The sequence below is a fragment of the Methylosinus sp. shoA genome (genome assembly GCF_059718125.1).
In genome coordinates this window covers 3,392,143-3,409,293 of record NZ_AP046091.1, presented here as the reverse complement: position 1 = coordinate 3,409,293, position 17,151 = coordinate 3,392,143, and the positions used below count along the sequence as shown (strand labels likewise).

Genomic DNA, 17,151 nt, shown 5'->3' with positions numbered 1-17,151 from the left:
TTTTTCGGCGGGCGCGGGCCCCGAGGGCGCGCGCGGCGGCGAAGGCTGTGCGAGGCCGCCGTGCATCAAAAATAGCCCTCCTGCTTCTTCTGCTCCATGGAGGAGGAGCTGTCGTGATCGATGAGCCGGCCCTGACGCTCGGAGGAGCGGCTCGCGCGCATTTCCGCGATGATTTCGTCGAGCGTCGCCGCCGAGCTGTCGATGGCGCCGGTCAAAGGATAGCAGCCGAGCGTGCGGAAGCGCACTTTTCTCTGCTCGATCGTCTCGCCGGGACGCAGCTTCAGCCGCTCGTCGTCGACCATGATCAGCATGCCGTCACGGTTGATGACGGGCCGTTCCTTGGCGAAATAGAGCGGCACGACATCGATGCCTTCGCGCGCGACATAGTCCCATACGTCGGCCTCGGTCCAATTGGACAGCGGAAAGACGCGCAGGCTCTCGCCCGGACCCTTGCGCGCATTGTAGAGCCGCCAGAACTCCGGGCGCTGCGCCTTCGGGTCCCAGCGATGCTGGGCGTTGCGGAAGGAGAGCACGCGCTCCTTGGCGCGGGATTTTTCTTCGTCGCGGCGCGCGCCGCCGAAAGCCGCGTCGAATTTCCATTTGTCGAGCGCCTGCTTCAGCGCGTCGGTCTTCATGATCTGCGTATGGAGCTGCGACCCGTGCACGGTCGGATCGATGTTCATCTCGAGCCCTCGCGGGTTCGTGTAGACGATGAGCTCCATGCCCGTCTCGGCCGCGCGGCGATCGCGGAAGGCGATCATCTCGCGGAACTTCCAGGTCGTGTCGACATGCAGCAGCGGGAACGGCGGCTTCGACGGATAGAAGGCCTTCATGGCGAGGTGCAGCATCACCGCCGAATCCTTGCCGATCGAATAGAGCATCACCGGCCGCTCGCATTCGGCGACGACCTCGCGCATGATGTGGATGCTCTCCGCCTCGAGCTTGTCGAGATGGCCGAGCGTCTTCGCCGCGACCGGAGCGCTCATCGCCCGACCTCCAGCGCCGGCCCGCGCACCAGGCGTCCGTCGGGACCGACGTGCAGGCCGCATTCCTTTTTCTGGTCTTCCTCCCACCACCAGCGGCCGGCGCGCTCGCTCTCGCCGGGCTCGATGGCGCGCGTGCAGGGCGCGCAGCCGATGGAGAGAAAGCCCTTCGCATGCAGCTCGTTCACGGGAACGCTGAACTCTTCCGTCTCGGCGACGATGGCGTCGCGCGTGTAATCGGCGAGCGGATTGAGCTTGACCAGCTTGTGTCCGGCGTCGAGCTCGACGAGGCGCACGCCTTCGCGCGCTTGCGATTGATCGGCGCGCAGGCCGGTGACCCAGCCGGCGGCGCCGGCGAGCAGACGGCCGAGCGGCTCGACCTTGCGGATATGGCAGCAGGCCTTGCGATTCTCGACCGAGCGATAGAAGGCGTTGATCCCGTGCTCGGCGACGAAACCCGCGAGCGGCTCCGCCTGCGGATAGACGGGGCGGATGTGACGCGCATAACGCGCTTCCGTGCGCTCCCAGAGCTCGATCGTCTCCTCGAACAGACGTCCCGTGTCGATCGTCACGACGTCGATCTCGAGCCCCTGCGTGAAGATCGAATGGGTGACGAGCTGATCCTCGACGCCGAAGCTCGTGGTGAAGACGATGCGGCCGGGAATGACCTCGCGCGCGAGCTTCAGGCGATGATCGAGATCGAGCGCGGCGAGCCGCGGCGCGAGGATATCCACGATCGACGGCTTCATGACACGCCCTTTCTGCGCCGCTCGAGGATCGAGGCGCCGCCGGCGCGGCCTCGCTGATAGGAGAGGCTGCGGGCGTGAAGCGCCTTCGCCCAATTCGCCTCGCCATGGCGCTGGGCCAGGTCGTCGGGAATTTCGATCGAATCGAATCCGCTGCCGACCGCATGCAAATATTGATCCGGCGTCAGCCGGCCGCTCGCGCGCAATTGCCCCGCAAATCCCGCGCGCCGCAAAAGGAACGCGAGAGAAAATCCGCGCCCGTCGGCGAAGGCGGGAAAGGCGATGTCGATCAGCGCCAGCCGCGAAAGGAACGGCGCCAGCGCCTGCGGATCGACCGTATTGCCGACATAGACGCCGACCGCGGCGAGCCGCGCGTCGGCGAGCGCCGCGCCCATGCGGTCCAGAGAGACGATCACTTTGCCCGACGCGGGAAGAGATTCTTCATCGGCGAGACGACGCCACTCGTCCGCGACGAAAGCGCCGTCAGATACCAGAGCCATCCTCGCCCTCCCGGCGCGCCGATTCCTTGAAACGCTTGTGCCCGAGACGCCTCACCGTGTCGATGAAACACTCGCCCTCGCGCCGCTCGGCGAGATAGAATTCGACGAGGTTCTCGATCACGTCGGGGACTGCCTCCGCCGAGACGCCGGGGCCGATCAATTCGCCGATCGCGGCGTCGAGCGTCGGGTCGCCGCCGAGCGTGATCTGATAGGATTCGACGCCCTTCTTCTCGAGGCCGAGAACGCCGATCGCCCCGACATGATGATGGCCGCAGGCGTTGATGCAGCCGGAGATCTTGATGCCGAGCTTGCCGATGAGGCGCTGGCGCTCGAGATCGGCGAAGCGCTTCGAGATCGCCTGCGCGATCGGAATGGATCGCGCCGTCGCCAGCGCGCAGTAATCGAGGCCCGGGCAGGAGATGATGTCGCTGATGAGCCCGGCGTTGGCGGTCGCGAGCCCGGCGGCGTCCAGGTCGCGCCACAGAGCGAAGAGATCGTCCTTCTTCACATGCGGAAGAATGACGTTCTGCTCATGGCTGACGCGCAATTCGCCGAAACCATATGTGTCGGCGGCGTCGGCCAGCGCGCGCATCTGCGCGGACGTGACGTCGCCCGGAATGCCGCCGATCGGTTTCAGCGACACGGTGACGATCGCATAGCCGGCTCGCCGATGCGGCGTGACATTGACCGCGGCGAAAGCGGCGAAGGCGGCGCTCTCCGCCGTCGCTTTCTCGAACGCCTCGGAGCGCTCCGGCAATTCCTCATAGGGCGGCGTCGAGAAAAAGGCGGCGATGCGGGCGAACTCCTCGTCGTCATAGGCGAAGGGCGCGCGGTCCATCGCTGCGAATTCCGCCTCCACCTGCGCGCGGATCTCGTCGATCCCCGTCTCGTGCACCAGGATTTTGATGCGCGCCTTGAATTTGTTGTCGCGCCGGCCGAAGCGGTTGTAGACGCGCAGGATCGCCTCGAGATAGGCGAGCAGATCGACGCGCGGCAGGAAGCCGCGCAATGTCTTGCCGACGAAAGGCGTGCGGCCGAGGCCGCCGCCGACGATCACCTCATAGCCGGTCTCGCCCGTCGCATCCTTCACGATACGCAGACCGATGTCATGGACCTTCACGGCGGCGCGATCATGCTCGGCGCCGGTGACGGCGATCTTGAACTTGCGCGGCAGGAAACTGAACTCGGCGTGCGCGCTCGACCATTGCCGCAGAAACTCCGCGGTCGGACGCGGATCCTCGATCTCGTCGGCGGCGACGCCGGCGAAATGATCGGCCGTGACATTGCGGATGCAATTGCCGGAGGTCTGGATGGCGTGCATGTCGACGTCGGCCAGCGCCTCGAGAATGTCGGGAACGTCGACGAGCTTGGGCCAGTTGTATTGCAGATTTTGCCGCGTGGTGAAATGGCCGTAGCCCTGGTCCCACGCGTCGGCGATATGGGCCAGTTGGCGCATCTGCCGGGAGCCGAGCGTTCCATAGGGAATGGCGACGCGCAGCATATAGGCGTGCAGCTGCAGATAGAGCCCGTTCATCAGGCGGAAAGGACGGAACTCCTCCTCCGTCAGCGCGCCGGCGAGACGACGCTCGACCTGCCCGCGGAACTCGGCGACGCGCTCGCGCACGAAGGCGCGGTCGTAGTCGTCATAGGCGTAGCCGATCGGCGCGGAATTGGGGCGCGGCGGCAGAGCAGGATCATGCGCGGTCATCTGCCGTCTCCCCGTCTGCGGTCGGCCTGCTTGCCGAGATCCGGCCGCACGCTCGGACCCGCGAGCCGGAACTTCTCGCGAAAGTGCAGCGGCGTCGGCGCGCCGTCCGCCACGGCGACGTCGACGAGATAAGCGTCGACGACGCGATTTGCGGCGACCTCCGCCTTCGCCGCGGCTTGCAGAGCGGCCGCCTCGGCGTCGTCATGAGCAATTTTCGCGCGCAGCGGGTCGCGCTCCCAGCCCGAGGCGCCGAGGACGACCACATCGCCTCGCGCGAGATCGCTGGCGACGAGAATTTGCGGATGGCGTGGCGCGGCCATCACGCCTCCTTGACCAGTGTGAGCTTCAGGCCGTCGAACTCGTCGGACCAGATGATCTGGCAGGAGAGTCGCGAGGTGTCGTGCAGGAACGGCAGCTCGTCGAGCTTCTCGATCTCGTCGTCGCGCGGCGGCGGCACTCGGTCCGCCCATTGCGGATCGAGCACGATGTGGCACGCGGCGCAAGTCACGGCGCCGCCGCAGCAGCCCTCCATGCCCATGCCGTAATCGCGCAAAATCTCCATCAATCGCCAGCCCTCCACGGGCTCGAGGTCGTGAACGACCCCGTCCGTGTCTTCGACCCGGATCACGCTCATCCTTTTCTCCGCGCCCGCGCCGCGGCCCGTCCAAAAGAAATTTGCGTTCTACTTATCCGCCGTCGCGCGAATGTCAATTCACTATAGGTCGAAGGCGCCGGCCACAAAACTACAATACTGCTGTGTGATATCTGTCCGCAGGATCCCCGGCGCCGCGATGCGAGAAAAGGCTCGGCGCGCACAAACCATAAATGCTAAGAGAGTCTTGTTGCTCCAGCCCGGAACCGGGCGTCGCCGCTATAGGTGCTAGGCCATGGCTCAAAGACCATCCAGAGACACGAAGCGTGACGATAGAGGCCTCTCCGCCCGCGAGAAGGCGCCGCCTGCCTTGGCGGGACAGAGGGTGAAGCCGGCCGTCATCGTGGTCGGCGCCGACAAGGGCGGCGTGGGCAAGACGACGATCGCCCGCGCTCTGCTCGACTATCTCGCGGCGAACAATGTGCTGACGCGCGCCTTCGACACGGAAACGCCGCGTGGCACGCTGCGCCGCTTCCATCCCGACCTCACGACCATCGTCGACCTCACCTCGACCTCCGATCAGATGAAGATCATCGACACGCTCGGCACGGCGGAGGTCAGGGTCAGCGTGATCGACGTACGCGCCGGCGGTCTGGAGCCGGCGCTGCAGGCGCTGCAGGACACGGGCTTTCTCGACGCAGTGCGCGAGGGCGAGGTCACCTTCGTCCTGTTCCATGTGCTCGGCTCGTCCATCGCATCGCTCGACGAGATCGCCGAGGTCGCGCCCTATGTCGAGGACGCGGACTATTTCCTCGTCAAGAACCATGTCAACGACACGACCTTCTTCGAATGGGACCCGGTGACGCACCGGCGCTATTTCGAGAAGATCGCGACCGCCGGGGAGATCACCATCCCCAAGCTGAACGAACTGTCCTATGAGCAGGTCGAGCTCGCCGGAACGCCCTTCTCGACCTTCGTCGCCAATCGCTCGGCGGAGGGAGACCCTGCCGATCACTCCTTCGTCCTGCGCGGCTATGTCCGCACCTGGCAGAGCAAGATCGCCGAAGAATTCGACCGCATCCGCCTGCTGGAGCTGATCGCCGGCAAGGACGGGCGCTGACGCGAAAGGGCGTCGCGGGCCAAAGCGCGGCGCGACGAGAGTGGAGAGATGAGACGACGCACTTTCGTGTTCGTCGCCTGTTCGCCGCACCCCCGCACGGGCGTATCGACGACGGCGCGGCTGCTCACGGACTTCTACCTCTCGCGCCATGCGCCGGTCGAAGGCTTCGACACCGATCCGCATGCGTCCCGCTACGCCGAACTGTTCCCCGATCTGGTGCGCGCCGTCGACGCCGCCGAGATCAAGGGTCAGATATCTCTGTTCGACCGCCTGCTCGTCAATGACGACGTGCCGAAGATCATCGACGTTTGGGCGCGCTCATACGATCGCTTCTTCGCGACCATTCGGGAGATCGGCTTCGTCGAGGAGGCGCGCCGCAACGGCGTCGAGCCCGTCGTTCTTTTTCACGTCGATCCGTCGCAGGCGAGCCTCGCCCGCGCCCTCGCGCTCAACGCCGCCTGGAGCGACGTGGCCATGGTCGTCGTCAACAATGAGGGCGCCTCGCCGCTGGGCGCGGCCGCGCATGAGACGCTCGCCCATTATCCGGTGTCGCGGAAATTCGTCATCGCGCCGCTCGACGCCGCCGTCGCGCGGTCGCTCGACTCTCCTCCCGACCTGTCGCTGAGCAGCTTCCTCGTCACGCCGCCGTCCGACATGTCCATCGTCATTCGCGCAGCGCTCAAAGCTTGGCTCGCGCCGATCTTCACGCAGTTCCGCAGCTTCGAGCTGCGCCAGCAGCTCGACGGCGCGGAGTTTCTGAAATAGGGGCGTCCCCTTCTCCCACGAGTGGTCACGGAGCGGGAGAAGAGAGCGCCCTTTTTGAAACAATCCTCAACCGACGGGCGCGCCCGTGAGCGCGCGCCCGTCATGGCCGGTCACGATCATCTCGAACATTCGCCCCGGCGCCTCGCCCGGCGTGCGCAGAGGCGTGAAATCCGCCGCGCGGGCGAGACCGCCGCGCTCGGTCAACACGCGCAGCCTCTTACCGCACTGCGCCTCGAGATGACGCATGAGCGCCACATCTCCCGCAGCGCGCAGACGCGCCGCGCGCTCCTTCGCCATCGCGCCCGAGACCTGCGGCATTCGCGCCGCCGGCGTTCCGGGACGCGGCGAAAAGGGGAAGACGTGAAGATGCGTGAGCCCGCAGTCGTCGACGAGAGCGAGCGTGCTCGAAAACATCTCCTCGGTCTCGGTCGGAAAGCCGACGATGAAATCGGCGCCGAAGACGATCTCCGGCCGCGCGGCCCGCATCTCTTCACAGAAGCGGACGACGTCGGCGCGCGAATGGCGCCGCTTCATCCGCTTCAGGATCAGATCGTCGCCCGATTGCAACGACAGATGCAGATGCGGCGCGAGCCGCGGCTCCTCGGCCATCAGATCGAGAAGATCGGCGCCCGCCTCGATGCAGTCGATCGACGAGAGGCGCAAGCGCTCGAGGTCGGGCGCGTCGCGCAAAATGGCGCGCGCGAGGCGGCCGAGCGTGACGTCTCCGCAGCGATAGCTCGTGAGATCGACGCCGGTCAGCACGATCTCGCGCTTGCCGCTCGCGACGAGCCGGCGCGCCTCGGCGATCACGTCGTCCGGCGCGGCGGAGCGCGAGGGCCCGCGTCCAATGGGAATGACGCAGAAGGTGCAGCGATGATCGCAGCCGTTCTGCACGGCGAGGAAGGCGCGCGTCTGCCCTTCCGACGCGCTCCGCGCGACGAGCGCCTCCTGCGCCTCGCCGAGCACGCGCGTCACCCCCGCCATGGCGGAGAAACTCTGCGGATCGATGCGCGCCGCGCAGCCGGCGACGACGATCTGCGCCTGCGGCCGCTCGCGATGCAGGCGGCGGATCGACTGGCGCGCCTGGCGCGTCGCCTCGGCCGTCACCGCGCAAGTGTTGACGATGGTCACGTCGCCTGTCGCATCCGCGCGCGCCTCGCGCAGCAGCGCCTGCGAATCGACGACATTGAGACGGCAGCCGAAGGTGACGACGTCGACCGCGCTCACGCCTCTTGCTCTCGGAAAATGCTCGGATCGAGCCGGGTCTCGAATTCGAACTCGACCGGGCCGGTCATCACCACGTGATCGTCGGCGCCCCAGACGATGTCGAGATCGCCGCCGGGCAGGCGCACGCACGCCTCGCGCCCGCAAAGTCCCGCGCGCGACGCCGCGACGAGCGTCGCGCAGGCCGCCGAACCGCAGGCCTTGGTCACGCCTGTTCCCCGCTCCCAGACGCGCAGCAGGATGTCGTCCGCCGCAGCGACACGGGCGAAGGAAACGTTCGCGCGTTCGGGAAACAGCGGATGGGTTTCGATCTGCGGACCGAGCGCGCCGAGATCGATCGCCCCCGGGTCGTCGACGAAGAACACCGCATGCGGATTGCCCATATTCACCGCCGAGAAGATGTCGGGCGCGCCGGCGACGGGCGGCGCCAGCGCCACGCGGCCGGTGTCGGCGCCTTCGCCCGCCAGCGGAATCGCGCGCCAGTCGAGTCGCGGACGCCCCATATCGACGGCGAACGCCGTCCCTCCTCGCCGCCAGCTGCGGATCGGCCCCGCCTCCGTCTCCAGCAGCAGCGCGTCGCCCTCCCCTTTCTCGCCGAGGACGAAAGCGACGCAACGCGTTCCATTGCCGCAGGCGCCGGAGAGCGAGCCGTCGTTGTTGTAGATGCGCATGAAGGCGTCGGCGCCGGACGCGCGCGGCTCGTGCAGCGTCATCAGCTGGTCGAAGCGCAGTCCGGGCGCACGGGCGATGGCGCGCGCCTCCGCCGGCGCGACCTCGAGGCTCGCTCCGCGCAGATCGAGCACCAAAATCTCATTGCCGGCGCCGTTCATGCGGATGATCGGCCGATCGGCCAGAGGACTGGTCATGATGACGTTCATTTCCTGTTGCAGGAGTATATAGAAGAATCGACCGCGATGCGCCAAGGCCGCCGCTCGCGACAGGCCCGGCGCCCGGCGCTCCTCCCGAGGACGCGGCCGAAGCTTTTCGAAAGGAGTGTGATTTCATGGGGAAGCTGAAAGGCCTCTGGGGCTGGCTCGCCGCGCTCGCCGTGATTGTCGCCGTCGCGGCCGTTGTCGCGGCGCAAAAATTCGCCGGCGATTCGCCGATCGTCGCGCCCGCGCAGGCCCCTGCCGCCGCGCCTCCGGCCCCGGCCGCGCCCGAAAGTCCGCTCGCGCCGACGCCGAAGCTGGACCTCGGAGCCCCCCCCGAAGCCCAGGTGGAATCGCCCGCCGATTCGATCGCCGGCCAGGCGATCGACATACCGGCGCGTCCGGTCGCGCGGCTGCGCGGACAGGGGAACTGGACCGACGGGCTGAAGACGCTGGCCGAGGCGGTGGCCAAGACACGGGCGGCGGCGGAGAAGGCGGGATTGACGGCGGACGGCCGCCCGCTCGTCGCCTTCACCGAGACCGACGACAACGGCTTCCATTTCGAGGCGATGCTGCCGCTCGTCAAGGCGCCGGAGGGCAAGCCGAGGCTCGACGCGGGGGTCGAGATCGGCGCCTCTCCGGCCGGCAAGGCGCTGAAGTTCCAGCATCGCGGGCCCTATGCCGAGATCGATTCGACTTATGAGGCGATCACCGCCTTCCTGGACGAGAAGGGCCTCGACACCAAGAACCTGTTCGTCGAGGAATATCTCACCGATCTGAAGACGAGCGACGACGACGGCCTGGAGGTCGACATCTATGTCTTCCTGAAGTGAGGAATCGACGGGCCGCGCAGGTCGAACGCCGGCTTTCGCTGGCCTGCTGCCGGCGTTCGTCTATGATCGCGCGCGATCGCGCTCCACGTGCGTGTGCTTTTGGACACCCGAACCTATGAATGGCGAATTTACCGCCGGTTTCGAAATCTTCGAGATCATCTGGATCGACCTCCTCCTCTCCGGCGACAACGCCGTCCTGATCGCGCTCGCGTGTCACAAGCTGCCGCCCGCCAAGCGCCGCTGGGGCGTCGCGCTCGGCGCCGCGGGCGGCGTGCTGCTGCGCATCGCCTTCGCCTTCGTCGTCATTCAGCTGATGGGCGTGCCGGCGCTGAAAGCGCTCGGCGGCGTGATGCTGCTCGGCGTCGCGACCAAGCTGCTCATCGACGAGACGGAGCATCACGTCGCCGCCAAGGAGGATCTGTGGGGCGCCGTCGCCGCCATCGTGATGGCGGATGCGGTGATGTCGCTCGACAATGTGATCGCCATCGCCGGCGCCGCGCGCGGCTCCATGCCGCTCATCGTCTTCGGCCTCGCGGTCTCGGTGCCGATCGTCGTTTTCGGCGCGGGGCTGTTGATGCAGGCGCTGTCGCGCTTTCCCATCCTCGTCTGGCTCGGCGCCGGCCTTCTGGGCTGGATCGCGGGCGAATTGATCGCCACGGATCCAGTCTGGGAGAGTTCCGGCTGGACGCCGCCTGCGCATTTCGATCTCGCCCTGTCGATCGCCGGGGCCGCGCTGGTGATCCTCGCGGGCTGGATCGCCCTGCGCCTCGAGGAGCGGGCCGAGGCGCGGCGCAAGGCGCAGGGCGGGGAGCAGTAAGGGCATGTTTGCGTTGAAGTCGACGCTGGTCCTCGTCGTCGCGGCCTATCTCGCGGCGACGGCGGCGCTCGCGCTATTTCAGCGCCGGCTGCAATATCTTCCCGACGCCCGCTATATCTCGCCGCGGGAGGCCGGGCTCGACGGCGTCGACGAGCTGCGGCTCGCGACCGAGGACGGCGAGACGCTCGTCGCCTGGACCGCCGCGCCGCGCGACGGGCGGCCGTTCCTCCTCTATTTCCACGGCAACGCCGGCGCGCTGATCGACCGCATTCCGCGCTTTCGCCGCTTCGTCGAACGCGGCTACGGCTTTCTCGCCGTCGCTTACCGCGGCTATGGCGGCTCGACCGGCTCACCCACTCAGGACGGCCTGATGCGCGATTCGGAAGCGGCCTATCGTGCAGCGCTTTCCCGCGGCGCCGACATTCGACGCCTGGTGCTGATCGGCGAATCGCTCGGTTCCGGCGTCGCCACGGCTTTGGCCGCGACGCACGAAGCTGCGGCGCTCGTGCTCGATTCGCCCTTCTCTTCGGCGGTCGACGTCGCCGAGGCGCGCTATGGACTGATCCCCGTGCGCTGGCTGATGGCGGATCAGTTCCGCTCCGATCTCGCGATTCGCGACGTCCGTGTTCCGCTGCTCGTCGTGCATGGCGACCGCGACGCGGTGGTGCCGATCGACCTCGGCCGACGCCTGTTCGAACTTGCCAATGAGCCCAAGACTTTCGTGCTGGCGCCGGGCGCCGGCCATCTGGCGCTCGGCCGGGAGGAGGTGTTTCCGCGTGTCTTCGCCTGGATCGACGCGACGCTGGACGCCGCTCAGACCGCGCAGAGGTAAAACGTTGCGCAACATCTGAGAAAAGGGCGCGCGTCGAGATTCTCGCAGTTCTTCTAGCCCCGTCCGCCCTGTTTGGCGATGGGCTGGTTCGGATCGATCGACAGCGCGCGCTGATAGGATTCGTTCGCCTTGGCGCGATTGCCCTTGCGGTCAAAGGCGAGGCCGAGCCAAGCCCAGGCCGGCGCGCTCTTGTTGTCGACATTGAGCGCCGCGTTGAAATCCTCGATCGCCTTGTCGTAATTGCCGAGCGCGACGAGACTCTCGCCGCGCGCCTGATAAGGCGCGGCGGCAAAGGGATCACGGTCGATGGCGTTGTCGAAATCCGTGACGGCGCGGACATTGTCGCCGCGCTTCTGATGAATCAGCCCGCGCGCATGGAAGGCTTGCGCGCTCTCGGGATTGAGGCGGATCGCCTGATCGAGATCGATCAGCGCCTCATCGAGATTGCCATGCGCGCGCAGCAGATTGGCGCGGCCGATATAGGCCGGGGCGTGATTGGGGTTGACGGTGACCGCGCGGTCGAAATCGAGCCGCGCCTGATCGCTGCGGCCGATCTGCCGGAAAGCCAGCGCGCGATTGGTGAAGGCCGCGGCGCTGTTCGGATCGAGCTGGATCGCCTGAGAGAAATCGGCGATCGCCTCCTGGAAATGGCCGATCTTGGCCTGGGCGACGCCGCGCGTGTTATAGGCCTCGGCGCTCGGATTGCGGCGGATGACCTCGGAGAGCGATTCGATATTGGCGGTCGCGGCCTTGGGATCGCCGACTTCGGTCTCGGCAATGCCACGCCCGGGCGGACGCAGCACGCCCGCCGTCTCGCAACCGGCGAGCAGGAACAGCGCCAGAGCCGCGCCGATGCGGCCCGACATCCCCGGAGACGTCCGGCGAACCGCCGGCGCGAGCGGCAACTCCATTCCGTTCCTCCCGGAGCCGAGACGAAACCCGAGTGTGCGCTGCGTCGGCGCGGCCGAGCGAAAACTCAGCGACCGCCGACGGCCGGCTTGGCCTTGACAGGCAGCAGGCCTTCGCGCTGCAGCTTCTTGCGTGCGAGCTTGCGGGCGCGGCGCACCGCCTCGGCCTTCTCGCGCGCCCGCTTCTCCGAGGGCTTCTCATAATGGCCGCGAAGCTTCATCTCGCGGAAAATGCCTTCGCGCTGCATCTTCTTCTTCAGCGCCTTGAGAGCCTGGTCGACATTATTGTCGCGGACGAGAACTTGCACGAAGCGATCCTGTGTCTAGGGACGCGGCGGCCCCGGTTGGAGTGCGTGGCGGCTCGTGAGAATAGCGGATCGGGCGCTGACGGAGCGCCTGATCCGTTGAAGAGCGGGATAACAGACTCGCCATGGATTGTCCACCGGATGCGGCTCGAGGAAAATCCGAATGCGCGCGCGATTGTGACAGGCCCGGCGCAGATCGTGTTATTGGCGTACGATCGATCGCGCGCCGAAAGGGCGCTTCGCCCTCCCCTTCGAATGGGGAGTTGCCGCGGGAGAACGAGGATCCTTGACCGGCGCCGGAACCGACCACACCAGGCCCAAGATCGAAGGCGGCCCCACGATCGTGCTGGTGCGCCCGCAGCTCGCCGTCAATATCGGCATGTGCGCGCGCGCCATGGCCAATTTCGGCCTCTCGGATCTGCGCCTCGTCGCCCCGCGCGAGGGCTGGCCGACGCGCGATCCGGTCTATCGCGAGGCCTCCTATTCGGCCGCCGCCGGCGCCGCTCACCTGCTCGACGGCGCCAAGCTCTTCGAGACGGCGCGCGAGGCGATCGCCGATCTCTCCCATGTCTACGCCGCCACGGCGCGCGAACGCGGGCAAATGAAGCCGGTCGTCACGCCCGCCGCCGCTCTGCCGCAGACCGCGGCGCGAATCGCCGCCGGTGAGCGACATGGCGTGATGTTCGGTCCCGAGCGCACCGGACTCGACAATGACGAGGTCGCGCTCGCCGACGCGATTCTCACTTTTCCGGTCAATCCGGCCTATGCCTCGCTCAATCTGGCGCAAGCTGTACTGCTGACCGGCTATGAGTGGTTCCGCGCGGCCCATGGAGACGCCATCCCCTTCGACACGAGCGAGCGCTCGCCGCCGGCGAGCCGCGAGATGATTCTCTCCTTCTTCGATTTTCTGGAAGGAGAGCTCGACAAGCGGCAGTTCTTCCGTCCCGAGACGAAGAGGCCGGTGATGTCGCGCAATCTGCGCAACATGTTCCACCGCATGAATTTGACCGAGCAGGACGTGCGGACCCTGTGGGGCGTGGTGGTGCGCCTCGTCGAAGGCCCGCGCCGCGAGCCGAAGAAGGAGAGCCGACGAAAGCCTCCCTCCGAGACCTGAGGAGCGATCTCACCGCACGGGCGGCGCATACATCAGCCCGCCCGCAGTCCACAGCGCATTGAGGCGCCGGTCGAGATCGAGCGGCGAGCCATGGCCGAGATTACGCTCGAAGGCCTCGCCGTAATTGCCGACATGTTTGACGATCCGATAGGCCCAGTCGCGCTCGAGGCCGAAGCCCTCGATGCGTCCGCCTTCGACGCCGAGCAGGCGGCGGGTGCGCGGATCGACGGATTTCAGCGCCTCGTCCACATTGGTCGAGGCGACGCCGAGCTCCTCGGCGTCGACCATAGCGAAAAGGGTCCAGCGCACGATGTCGAACCATTGCGCGTCGCCCTGGCGCACGACCGGACCGAGCGGCTCCTTGTCGATGAGCTCGAGAAGGATCGCGTGCTTGCCCGGCGACTCGAGCCGGGCGCGCTCCGCCGCGAGAGTCGACAGATCGGCGGTCAGCGCATCACACTGGCCCTGCGCATAGGCTTCCGCCGCCTCCTCGAAACTGGGGAACAGCCGCGGCTCGACCGGCTTCTCGCCGCCGCGGCGCTCGTCGACGAGATCGAGCTCGAAGGGCGTGCCCTGTTGCACACAGACCGACAGGCCCGCGAGGTCGCGGCGGGATTGGGCGGCGCGCTTGCGGCTGGTGAGAAAGCCCTGGCCGTCGAAAAAAGTGGTCGCCACGTAGGAGACGCCCTGCCCGGCGTCGCGCGACAAGGTCCAGGCGGCGCCATGCGCCAGGAGATCGACCTCGCCCGACTGCAGCGCCTTCAGGCGCTCCTTGGGCGTGAGCGCGACGATCGCCAGCCGTTCCGGATCGTCGAAAATCGCCGCCGCGATGGCGCGGCAGAAATCGATGTCGAGTCCGCGCCACGCGCCCGTCTCGTCCTGTCGGGCGAAGCCCGGCTGGCCGCCGGTCACGCCGCACAGCAGACGCCCGCGCGCGGTGGCCTGCTCCAGGGTCGACGCCCGCGGCGCCACGCCCGAGGCGCGCGCGGAGGCGAGAACGAGAAGCAATGCGATCGTCGCGGCGACGAAACAGGACAGGCGGGGAAACATCCGGAAGGTCTCTCGCATCGTCTGGCCGGCCGGAGCGGCCCCTCCGCCCTGGCCGATTTCCCATCCCACGAGGCAGAAGGCTCGAAACCCGCTATATTGCGGGCGGATAGAGTCGCATCCGCTCGACGATGAGAGGCCCGGGTTTTCGAACATGAGCGAGACTAACGAGGAATCAAGGCGAAAAATGCGAAACCGCACCCGGCTCGCCCATGCGGGACGCAAGCCCTCGCAGCAGTTCGGCTTCGTCAACACGCCGATCTACCGCGGTTCGACGGTGCTGTTCCCGGATACCGCGGCCCTGCTGGCTAACCGGGGCCCCTACACCTACGCCACCAAGGGCACGCCGACGATTCGCGCGCTCGAGGAGGCCTGGAGCGAGATTTCCGGCGCCGCGGGCGCCGTCGCCGTCCCCTCGGGACTGGCGGCGATCAATCTGGCGCTGCTCACCGCCGCGAAGGCCGGCGACCACATCCTCGTGACCGATTCCTGCTATCTGCCGGCCCGCATCTTCTGCGACGGCGTGCTGAAGCGGCTCGGCGTCGAGACGACCTATTACGATCCGCGCATCGGCGCCGGGATCGCCGGACTGATGCGGCCGAACACGTCCGCGGTGCTCACGGAGTCGCCCGGCTCGCAGAGCCTCGAAGTGCAGGACGTGCCGGCGATCGCCGCCGCGGCGCATGAGCGCGGCGCCTGCGTCATTCTCGACAACACCTGGGCGACGCCCCTCTTCTTCCCGCCGCACGAGCGCGGCGTCGATCTCGCCGTCGAGGCCGGCACCAAATATCTCTCCGGCCATTCCGATCTCCTGCTCGGCCTCGTCTCGGCCAATGAGAAATGGGCGCGGCGCCTGCGCGCCACTTATGACGCGCTCGCCATCTGCCCGGGGCCCGAGGACGCCTTTCTCGCCCTGCGCGGACTGCGCACAATGGAGCTGCGCCTGCGCGAGGCGGAGCGCGCGGGCCTCGAGCTCGCACGCTGGCTCGCGCAGCGCCAGGACGTCGCGCGCGTCATTCATCCGGCGCTCGAATCTCATCCGGACCATGCGCTGTGGACGCGCGACTTCCTCGGCTCGACGGGCCTGTTCTCCATCGTGCTCGAGCCCGTCGCGCAGCCGGCGCTGGCGGCGATGCTCGACGGGCTCGAGCTGTTCGGGCTCGGCTATTCCTGGGGCGGCTATGAGAGCCTCGTGCTGCCCTTCGACTGCAAGAGCTATCGCACGGCGACGCAATGGGCGCCGGAAGGGCCGGCGCTGCGCTTCTCGGTCGGCCTCGAGGATATCGATGATCTGAAGGAGGATCTCGACGCGGGATTCGCGCGGCTGCATGCAGCGGAAAGGCCAGAAAAAACATAAAAAACGACTGAACCGACGCTACGTAGTTCCCCCCGATTTCGCCTGCGGCTGAAAGTCCGTAAATGGTTGGTCGGCGAACGCGGCGGGTCATAGGGGAAGCGTTCGGGGGAGTTATGTCATGACTCATCCTTTCAGTGCGGGCGTGAGCCCGCCCACGTCGAACGAGGTCATGTCGAGGGTGACGCGCTCGCAACGCCACGACGCATTGCTCGCCTCCTATCTGCTCGGCCTCGGCCACGGTCCCGCGGCGGTGCGTGATTTGATCGTCTCCGATCTCGACGGCTTTCTCGATCTCGGCGCGACGCGTCGCGCGGCGGACCAACTCGTCGTGCTGCGCGCCTTTCTGGCGCGATATCCGGAGGCGGCGCGGGGCGTGCGAGCCATGGAGGCATGATCGGCGCAATGGTGTCGCTGATGGGCATTGTCGGGAAGTGAGGCGGCCGACGGCCATTCGAGCCGGCGGAGCGTGTTTTTAAGAAAGTCGAGCGCCGCACGGAGCGATGGACTTTCATCCGGTCGCCGCCCATAATTAATTCATGAACGCCCTTCTCTTCGACACGCTTCGTCTTTCCCGCACGCTCCGGGACAAGGGGCGGTTCACCTCCGAGCAGGCGGAAACGCTCGCCGAAGCGCTGGGCGAGGCGGTGCAAGGCGATCTCGCCACAAAGGCAGATGTGTCGGCCGTCAAGACCGACGTGGGCGTCATCGTCACGGGCCTGGCGGGCGTCAAGACGGAGATGAGCGCCGTCAAGACGGAACTGGCGGGCGTCAAGACGGAGATGAGCGCCGTCAAGGCGGATCTGGCGGGCGTCAAGACGGAGATGAGCGCCGTCAAGACGGAACTGGCGGGCGTCAAGACGGAGATGAGCGCCGTCAAGACGGATCTGGCGGGCGTCAAGACGGAGATGAGCGCCGTCAAGGCGGATCTGGCGGGCGTCAAGACGGAGATGAGCGCCGTCAAGACGGAACTGGCGGGCGTCAAGACGGAGATGAGCGCCGTCAAGGCGGATCTGGCGGGCGTCAAGACGGAATTGACTGATGTCAAAGTCGAAGTGTCCACCGTCAAAGCGGATTGGCGACGGTCAGGGCCGAGATGAGGTCCAGCATCGCCGAAACAAAGGCCGATATTTTGAAGTGGGTTGTCGGCGCGATCGGATTTCAGACCGTGGTCATCCTCGGCGCGCTCATATCGCTCGTCCGCATTTTCGCGAAGTAACTATGCGAGGGTTGCCGCGGCACGTCGGCTAGGCCTCGCCTTTCCGTGGCGGCCGGTTCCGAGGAAGGCGCCGAAAATTGCTGCGCCGTTGGCTGGGCCGCAGCGGAGCTGGCGACCCCGGCAGGATTCGAACCTGCGACCTACTGCTTCGAAGGCAGTTGCTCTATCCAGCTGAGCTACGGAGCCGCGCCGGGGCAATCTAGCACGATCCGCGC

At 67.0% G+C, this 17,151-nt stretch carries 20 protein-coding genes and 1 tRNA gene; 9 read left to right on the top strand and 12 right to left on the bottom strand.

The window, feature by feature from the left end; translation table 11 throughout:
* Positions 1-65 precede the first annotated feature (65 nt).
* The 6 genes from cysD to AC6IW9_RS15745 are packed head-to-tail and all read right to left on the bottom strand — an operon-like array spanning position 66 to position 4,571.
* On the bottom strand, positions 66-986 hold the full coding sequence (gene cysD, locus AC6IW9_RS15770) for a sulfate adenylyltransferase subunit CysD (RefSeq protein ID WP_497764973.1): 921 nt from the start codon (positions 984-986) through the stop codon (positions 66-68).
* Positions 983-1,732, bottom strand: coding sequence for a phosphoadenylyl-sulfate reductase (locus AC6IW9_RS15765; protein ID WP_497764972.1), 750 nt, complete (start codon positions 1,730-1,732; stop codon positions 983-985). The genes cysD and AC6IW9_RS15765 overlap by 4 nt, the downstream gene beginning before the upstream one ends.
* Positions 1,729-2,229 (bottom strand): DUF934 domain-containing protein, encoded by a 501-nt coding sequence (locus tag AC6IW9_RS15760; RefSeq protein ID WP_497764971.1) that lies wholly within the window; start codon positions 2,227-2,229, stop codon positions 1,729-1,731. Before AC6IW9_RS15760 ends, AC6IW9_RS15765 begins: the two co-directional genes overlap by 4 nt.
* Positions 2,213-3,937 (bottom strand): nitrite/sulfite reductase, encoded by a 1,725-nt coding sequence (locus tag AC6IW9_RS15755; protein ID WP_497764969.1) that lies wholly within the window; start codon positions 3,935-3,937, stop codon positions 2,213-2,215. The genes AC6IW9_RS15760 and AC6IW9_RS15755 overlap by 17 nt, the downstream gene beginning before the upstream one ends.
* Entirely contained in the window at positions 3,934-4,257 is a 324-nt protein-coding gene (locus AC6IW9_RS15750) for a DUF2849 domain-containing protein (protein WP_497764967.1), read from the bottom strand. Before AC6IW9_RS15750 ends, AC6IW9_RS15755 begins: the two co-directional genes overlap by 4 nt.
* Positions 4,257-4,571 carry a 2Fe-2S iron-sulfur cluster-binding family protein gene (locus AC6IW9_RS15745; RefSeq protein WP_497764965.1) on the bottom strand — a complete coding sequence of 105 codons (315 nt, stop codon included), beginning with the start codon at positions 4,569-4,571 and terminating at the stop codon, positions 4,257-4,259. The genes AC6IW9_RS15750 and AC6IW9_RS15745 overlap by 1 nt, the downstream gene beginning before the upstream one ends.
* A 253-nt stretch (positions 4,572-4,824) precedes the next feature.
* Between AC6IW9_RS15745 and AC6IW9_RS15740 the strand changes: the two genes are divergently transcribed.
* Both AC6IW9_RS15740 and AC6IW9_RS15735 read left to right on the top strand, forming a co-directional pair.
* On the top strand, positions 4,825-5,649 hold the full coding sequence (locus AC6IW9_RS15740; RefSeq protein ID WP_497764964.1) for a P-loop NTPase family protein: 825 nt from the start codon (positions 4,825-4,827) through the stop codon (positions 5,647-5,649).
* Positions 5,650-5,697: 48 nt separating this feature from the next.
* Positions 5,698-6,414 carry a hypothetical protein gene (locus AC6IW9_RS15735; RefSeq protein ID WP_497764963.1) on the top strand — a complete coding sequence of 239 codons (717 nt, stop codon included), beginning with the start codon at positions 5,698-5,700 and terminating at the stop codon, positions 6,412-6,414.
* A 66-nt stretch (positions 6,415-6,480) separates the two neighbouring features.
* Here the strand turns inward: AC6IW9_RS15735 and AC6IW9_RS15730 are convergent, their stop codons facing one another.
* Together AC6IW9_RS15730 and dapF are read right to left on the bottom strand one after the other, a co-directional pair.
* The gene (locus AC6IW9_RS15730) at positions 6,481-7,641 is read right to left on the bottom strand and encodes a MiaB/RimO family radical SAM methylthiotransferase (RefSeq protein ID WP_497764962.1); all 1,161 of its coding nucleotides are present in this window, start codon (positions 7,639-7,641) and stop codon (positions 6,481-6,483) included.
* The gene (gene dapF, locus AC6IW9_RS15725; RefSeq protein WP_497764959.1) at positions 7,638-8,504 is read right to left on the bottom strand and encodes a diaminopimelate epimerase; all 867 of its coding nucleotides are present in this window, start codon (positions 8,502-8,504) and stop codon (positions 7,638-7,640) included. Before dapF ends, AC6IW9_RS15730 begins: the two co-directional genes overlap by 4 nt.
* 137 nt (positions 8,505-8,641) lie before the next feature.
* On the opposite strand from dapF, the gene AC6IW9_RS15720 reads away from it, so the two are divergent.
* From AC6IW9_RS15720 to AC6IW9_RS15710, 3 genes are all read left to right on the top strand, one after another.
* Positions 8,642-9,340, top strand: a complete 699-nt coding sequence (locus AC6IW9_RS15720) for a GyrI-like domain-containing protein (protein ID WP_497764957.1) — start codon at positions 8,642-8,644, stop codon at positions 9,338-9,340.
* A gap of 115 nt (positions 9,341-9,455) precedes the next feature.
* Positions 9,456-10,157, top strand: coding sequence for a TerC family protein (locus tag AC6IW9_RS15715; protein WP_497764956.1), 702 nt, complete (start codon positions 9,456-9,458; stop codon positions 10,155-10,157).
* 4 nt (positions 10,158-10,161) lie between these two features.
* The gene (locus AC6IW9_RS15710) at positions 10,162-10,989 is read left to right on the top strand and encodes an alpha/beta hydrolase (RefSeq protein ID WP_497764953.1); all 828 of its coding nucleotides are present in this window, start codon (positions 10,162-10,164) and stop codon (positions 10,987-10,989) included.
* Between the two features lie 53 nt (positions 10,990-11,042).
* Here AC6IW9_RS15710 and AC6IW9_RS15705 read toward each other — a convergent pair whose 3' ends face one another.
* On the bottom strand, positions 11,043-11,900 hold the full coding sequence (locus tag AC6IW9_RS15705; RefSeq protein WP_497764952.1) for a tetratricopeptide repeat protein: 858 nt from the start codon (positions 11,898-11,900) through the stop codon (positions 11,043-11,045).
* 65 nt (positions 11,901-11,965) lie between these two features.
* On the bottom strand, positions 11,966-12,205 hold the full coding sequence (gene rpsU / locus AC6IW9_RS15700) for a 30S ribosomal protein S21 (protein WP_018267543.1): 240 nt from the start codon (positions 12,203-12,205) through the stop codon (positions 11,966-11,968).
* 283 nt (positions 12,206-12,488) lie between these two features.
* Between rpsU and AC6IW9_RS15695 the strand changes: the two genes are divergently transcribed.
* Positions 12,489-13,316, top strand: a complete 828-nt coding sequence (locus tag AC6IW9_RS15695; RefSeq protein ID WP_497764949.1) for an RNA methyltransferase — start codon at positions 12,489-12,491, stop codon at positions 13,314-13,316.
* A gap of 9 nt (positions 13,317-13,325) precedes the next feature.
* Here AC6IW9_RS15695 and AC6IW9_RS15690 read toward each other — a convergent pair whose 3' ends face one another.
* Positions 13,326-14,366 carry an amino acid ABC transporter substrate-binding protein gene (locus AC6IW9_RS15690; protein WP_497764946.1) on the bottom strand — a complete coding sequence of 347 codons (1,041 nt, stop codon included), beginning with the start codon at positions 14,364-14,366 and terminating at the stop codon, positions 13,326-13,328.
* A gap of 184 nt (positions 14,367-14,550) precedes the next feature.
* Between AC6IW9_RS15690 and metC the strand changes: the two genes are divergently transcribed.
* From metC to AC6IW9_RS15675, 3 genes are all read left to right on the top strand, one after another.
* Entirely contained in the window at positions 14,551-15,720 is a 1,170-nt protein-coding gene (gene metC, locus AC6IW9_RS15685) for a cystathionine beta-lyase (protein ID WP_497764943.1), read from the top strand.
* A gap of 118 nt (positions 15,721-15,838) precedes the next feature.
* Positions 15,839-16,114: a hypothetical protein gene (locus AC6IW9_RS15680; RefSeq protein ID WP_497764941.1), complete on the top strand. Its 276-nt coding sequence runs from the start codon at positions 15,839-15,841 to the stop codon at positions 16,112-16,114.
* Between the two features lie 142 nt (positions 16,115-16,256).
* A complete protein-coding gene (locus AC6IW9_RS15675) occupies positions 16,257-16,817 on the top strand; it encodes a coiled-coil domain-containing protein (RefSeq protein WP_497764938.1) in 561 nt (186 codons plus the stop codon).
* A gap of 228 nt (positions 16,818-17,045) precedes the next feature.
* On the opposite strand, the gene AC6IW9_RS15670 is transcribed toward AC6IW9_RS15675, so the two are convergent.
* Positions 17,046-17,122 (bottom strand) — tRNA-Arg (locus tag AC6IW9_RS15670).
* Positions 17,123-17,151 lie beyond the last annotated feature (29 nt).

Coding starts and splice junctions, on each gene's coding strand:
- cysD (WP_497764973.1), bottom strand. CDS start 986: ATGAGCGCTCCGGTCGCGGCGAAGACGCTCGGCCATCTCGACAAGCTC.
- AC6IW9_RS15765 (WP_497764972.1), bottom strand. CDS start 1,732: ATGAAGCCGTCGATCGTGGATATCCTCGCGCCGCGGCTCGCCGCGCTC.
- AC6IW9_RS15690 (WP_497764946.1), bottom strand. CDS start 14,366: ATGTTTCCCCGCCTGTCCTGTTTCGTCGCCGCGACGATCGCATTGCTT.
- metC (WP_497764943.1), top strand. CDS start 14,551: ATGCGAAACCGCACCCGGCTCGCCCATGCGGGACGCAAGCCCTCGCAG.
- dapF (WP_497764959.1), bottom strand. CDS start 8,504: ATGACCAGTCCTCTGGCCGATCGGCCGATCATCCGCATGAACGGCGCC.
- AC6IW9_RS15750 (WP_497764967.1), bottom strand. CDS start 4,257: ATGGCCGCGCCACGCCATCCGCAAATTCTCGTCGCCAGCGATCTCGCG.
- AC6IW9_RS15675 (WP_497764938.1), top strand. CDS start 16,257: ATGAACGCCCTTCTCTTCGACACGCTTCGTCTTTCCCGCACGCTCCGG.
- AC6IW9_RS15720 (WP_497764957.1), top strand. CDS start 8,642: ATGGGGAAGCTGAAAGGCCTCTGGGGCTGGCTCGCCGCGCTCGCCGTG.
- AC6IW9_RS15705 (WP_497764952.1), bottom strand. CDS start 11,900: ATGGAGTTGCCGCTCGCGCCGGCGGTTCGCCGGACGTCTCCGGGGATG.
- AC6IW9_RS15680 (WP_497764941.1), top strand. CDS start 15,839: ATGACTCATCCTTTCAGTGCGGGCGTGAGCCCGCCCACGTCGAACGAG.
- AC6IW9_RS15710 (WP_497764953.1), top strand. CDS start 10,162: ATGTTTGCGTTGAAGTCGACGCTGGTCCTCGTCGTCGCGGCCTATCTC.
- AC6IW9_RS15735 (WP_497764963.1), top strand. CDS start 5,698: ATGAGACGACGCACTTTCGTGTTCGTCGCCTGTTCGCCGCACCCCCGC.
- AC6IW9_RS15715 (WP_497764956.1), top strand. CDS start 9,456: ATGAATGGCGAATTTACCGCCGGTTTCGAAATCTTCGAGATCATCTGG.
- AC6IW9_RS15740 (WP_497764964.1), top strand. CDS start 4,825: ATGGCTCAAAGACCATCCAGAGACACGAAGCGTGACGATAGAGGCCTC.
- AC6IW9_RS15745 (WP_497764965.1), bottom strand. CDS start 4,571: ATGAGCGTGATCCGGGTCGAAGACACGGACGGGGTCGTTCACGACCTC.
- AC6IW9_RS15755 (WP_497764969.1), bottom strand. CDS start 3,937: ATGACCGCGCATGATCCTGCTCTGCCGCCGCGCCCCAATTCCGCGCCG.
- AC6IW9_RS15760 (WP_497764971.1), bottom strand. CDS start 2,229: ATGGCTCTGGTATCTGACGGCGCTTTCGTCGCGGACGAGTGGCGTCGT.